Origin of the sequence: Streptomyces griseomycini, from assembly GCF_014203535.1 — a bacterium.
In the GTDB taxonomy this organism is placed as follows: Bacteria; Actinomycetota; Actinomycetes; order Streptomycetales; family Streptomycetaceae; genus Streptomyces; species Streptomyces griseomycini.
In genome coordinates this window covers 1-2,352 of sequence record NZ_JACHJI010000059.1, presented here as the reverse complement: position 1 = coordinate 2,352, position 2,352 = coordinate 1, and the positions used below count along the sequence as shown (strand labels likewise).

Below are 2,352 nucleotides of genomic sequence, written 5' to 3'. Positions count from 1 at the left end.
CTTCGCCTCCCCGCAGGCCTACCGCTGCTGGATCGGCGGCGACAACTACGGCATGGGCCTGAACGCCGGCCACTACATCGGCGAGAAGCTCAAGGACAAGCCGGACGCCAGGGTCGTCGAACTGGCCGGCCTGGACAACCTGGAGCTGACCAAGCAGCGCACCCAGGGCTTCGACGACGCCCTGAAGAACTACCCCAACATCAAGAAGGTGGCCCGCCAGGCGGCCGACTTCACCGTCGAGTCCGGCCAGGCCAAGATGGCCCAGCTGCTGCAGGCCCAGTCCGAGATCGACGCCCTGTGGAACCACGACGACGACCAGGGCGTCGGCGCGCTGCGCGCCATCGAGCAGGCCGGCCGCGACGAGTTCCTGATGGTCGGCGGAGCCGGGGCGCTCTCCGCCTTCGAGGCCATCAAGGCCGACAACGGCGTCCTGAAGGCGACCGTCCTGTACCCGCCGACGATGGCTGCCTCCGCCATCGACCTCGCCCGCGCCCTCGGCCAGGGCAAGGGCGTCGGCGGTCTCGCCGAGTTCGAGATCCCGGCGTCGCTCACGCTGTACTCGGCCGTCGTCGACAAGGAGAACGTGGACCAGTACATGTCCACCGGCTTCAAGTGAGGACCCCCGCCCCACGGGCCTGACCAGCCCACCGGGCGGGGCCCGCCCCCCACCGCCACGACGACGAGGAGGACATCCGCATGGCACAGCCGCAGCAGTCAGAAGAGGCAGACACGGGGAAGCCACCGCTGCGCGTCGGCATGGTCGGCTACGCCTTCATGGGCGCCGCCCACTCCCAGGGCTGGCGCACCGCGGGCCGCGTCTTCGACCTGCCGCTGAGCCCCGAACTGGCCGTGGTCTGCGGCCGGGACGCCGACGCCGTGCGCGCGGCGGCGTCCCGGCACGGCTGGGCGGCCACCGAGACCGACTGGCGTGCCCTGGTCGAACGGGACGACGTCGACCTCGTCGACATCTGCACCCCCGGCGACAGCCACGCCGAGATCGCGATCGCCGCGCTGGAGGCCGGCAAGCACGTGCTGTGCGAGAAGCCCCTGGCCAATTCGGTCGCCGAGGCGGAGGCCATGGTCCGCGCCGCCGAAGCGGCCCGTGCCCGCGGGCAGGTGGCGATGGTGGGCTTCAACTACCGCCGGGTCCCCGCGACCGCGCTGGCCCGGCGGATGGTGGCCGAGGGCCGCGTCGGCACCCTGCGGCACGTCCGGGTGACGTACCTCCAGGACTGGCTGGTGGACCCGGAGTTCCCGCTCACCTGGCGGCTGCGCCGCGAGCAGGCGGGTTCCGGCTCGCTCGGCGACCTCGGGGCGCACATCGTCGACCTCGCCCAGTACCTGGCCGGCGAGCAGTTGGCGGGCGTCTCCGCGATCACCGAGACCTTCGTACGGGAGCGGCCCCTGCCCACCGCGCCCAGCAGCGGCCTGACCGCCGTCTCCGCCGCCGGCACCGGGCCGGTCACCGTGGACGACGCCGCCCTGTTCACCGGCCGCTTCGCCTCCGGCGCCCTCGCCTCCTTCGAGGCCACCCGCTACGCCACCGGACGCAAGAACGCCCTGCGCATCGAACTGAACGGCGACCGGGGTTCGCTGGCCTTCGACCTGGAGCGGCTCAACGAGCTGTCGTACCACGACGCGACCGAACCCGGGGAGCACGCCGGTTTCCGTCGCATCCTGGTCACCGAGCCGGAGCATCCTTACCTGGAGGCGTGGTGGCCGCCGGGTCATGGTCTGGGGTACGAGCACACGTTCGTGCACCAGGCCCGTGATCTGGTCCGTGCCGTGGCCGGGGGCCGTGTGCCGGAGCCTTCCTTCGCCGACGGGCTGCAGGTGCAGCGGGTGCTGGCCGCGGTGGAGGAGAGCGCCGGGAAGAACTCCGTCTACACACCGATCACCGCCTGAGGAGGACGGACACCGTATGCCGCGCGATTTCACGCTGTTCACCGGTCAGTGGGCCGATCTGCCGTTGGAGGAGGTCTGCCGGCTGGCCCGTGACTTCGGTTACGACGGTCTCGAGCTCGCCTGCTGGGGCGATCACTTCGAGGTCGACAAGGCTCTGGCCGACCCGTCCTACCTCGCCTCCCGGCACCGGCTCCTGGACAAGTACGGTCTCAAGTGCTGGGCGGTCTCCAACCATCTGGTGGGCCAGGCCGTGTGTGACGCGATCATCGACGAACGCCACCGGGCGATCCTGCCGCGGGAGGTGTGGGGTGACGGTGAGCCGGAGGGCGTACGGCGGCGGGCGGCGGCCCGTATGGAGGACACCGCGCGTGCCGCGGCCGCCTTCGGGGTCGAGACGGTCGTCGGTTTCACCGGGTCCGCCATCTGGCATCTGGTGGCGATGTTCCC

At 71.5% G+C, this 2,352-nt stretch carries 3 protein-coding genes; all 3 read left to right on the top strand.

Annotation, left to right across the window (positions count from 1 at the left end; genetic code table 11):
• A partial coding sequence (locus FHS37_RS38665) for a substrate-binding domain-containing protein (RefSeq protein WP_184830004.1) occupies positions 1-616 on the top strand: 616 nt, incomplete at its 5' end.
• Positions 617-696: 80 nt separating this feature from the next.
• On the top strand, positions 697-1,905 hold the full coding sequence (locus tag FHS37_RS38660) for a Gfo/Idh/MocA family protein (RefSeq protein WP_184830002.1): 1,209 nt from the start codon (positions 697-699) through the stop codon (positions 1,903-1,905).
• A gap of 16 nt (positions 1,906-1,921) precedes the next feature.
• Positions 1,922-2,352, top strand: a 431-nt coding sequence (locus FHS37_RS38655) for a sugar phosphate isomerase/epimerase family protein (protein WP_184830000.1), incomplete at its 3' end; no start/stop codon positions are given.

Coding starts and splice junctions, on each gene's coding strand:
- FHS37_RS38660 (WP_184830002.1), top strand. CDS start 697: ATGGCACAGCCGCAGCAGTCAGAAGAGGCAGACACGGGGAAGCCACCG.